At 73.3% G+C, this 1,163-nt stretch carries 2 protein-coding genes; both read right to left on the reverse strand.

Annotated elements, in window-relative coordinates; genetic code table 11:
* Nucleotides 1-24: 24 nt before the first annotated feature.
* The gene (locus G6039_RS30145) at nucleotides 25-588 is read right to left on the reverse strand and encodes a DUF6529 family protein (protein WP_006931273.1); all 564 of its coding nucleotides are present in this window, start codon (nucleotides 586-588) and stop codon (nucleotides 25-27) included.
* A 36-nt stretch (nucleotides 589-624) separates the two neighbouring features.
* Nucleotides 625-1,163 (reverse strand): hypothetical protein (locus G6039_RS30150; RefSeq protein ID WP_164528200.1); only part of this gene is annotated, 539 nt, incomplete at its 5' end.

A 1,163-nucleotide genomic window follows, 5' to 3' on the forward strand; every position in this document is an offset into this window, starting at 1 on the left:
GGGAAAGACAGTAGGGGTGGGCCGTCAGAACGTGAGGCCCGTCGTGCGGAAGAAGTACAGCGCCGAGGTCGACCACACGACCACGATCGCCGTGAACAGGGCGCCGCCGGCCACCGGAACCGCCCATCCCGGCAGGCCTCGCCGGCTCAGCAGCAGCATCTTGGCCACGAACGCCCCGTAGAGGAGGCATCCGGCCAGCGAGTGCCACAGCACCCGCGGCTCGCCGGTGCGAAAACCGAGCGCGTACAGGCAGTGCACCGCGACGGGGACGGTGGCCAGCACCGCGAGGCGGCCCGACCACACGTGCAGGGTCCCGATCCAGCTCGGCGCCCGCAGTCCCGGCATCCGTCCGTACATCACGGCCGCCGAGGCGAGCTGAACCAGTGCAAGCACGCCGGCGAGGGTCGCCAGCCAGGCCTTGACGGCGGTCGGACTGGAGAACCCGGCGACGTTGATCGAGAAGAAGGTCGGCTCGTGCACACTGCCGTACACACCGAGCCCGACCGCGACGAGGGCACCCACCAGGAACGCGACCACGACGGGGGCCGTTCGCGGCGGTGCGACGGGATGGACCTGCGGTGTGCTCATCCGTCCTCCTCCCGGTGTCACCGCGCGGTGGCACCGTCAGAATGTGTCGCTGCCGGACACCGGGTCCGCGGTTACGACCACCCCGTCGACGACCGCCGTCCCGTCCGGCGCCAGGGCCGGGGCGGGCGCGGTGCCGCCGTCGCCGGCGCGGCGCACACCGGTGACCGTCCCGTCCTGCGTGACGATCCAGCTGGCCCGGACGTCGCCCACGTTCGCGAGGTAGAGGCCGGCCGGAGGTTCGGCCGGCGCGGCGTCGAAGGTCCAGCTCCGGTCACCGAGCCACAGGGTGCCGCGCACCGTCGTGCCGTCGAACTCGCCGTCGAGGCGGGCACCGTCTCGGCCCTCGAGCTCGAGCCTGCCGTCCTCGGCATCGCCGGACAGCCAGGACTCGACTGCACTGCCGTCGCACGCGTACGCGACGGCGTCCTCGCCCTCGACGGCGATCGCGAGCGTGAGGGTTCTGGTGGCGACGGGGATCTGCGCGACGTAGGTGGCCTGCGCGGGGAAGGCCACGGCGGTCGAGGGCGCAGCCGTCGTGGTGGGGGCCGGCGCGGACGTGGCGGCCGGGCCGGGGG

This window comes from Rhodococcus aetherivorans, from assembly GCF_011058165.1.
Classification (GTDB): domain Bacteria; phylum Actinomycetota; class Actinomycetes; order Mycobacteriales; family Mycobacteriaceae; genus Rhodococcus; species Rhodococcus aetherivorans.

Excerpts from the sequence above, each read along its gene's own strand:
- G6039_RS30145 (WP_006931273.1), bottom strand. The coding sequence starts at position 588 with ATGAGCACACCGCAGGTCCATCCCGTCGCACCGCCGCGAACGGCCCCC.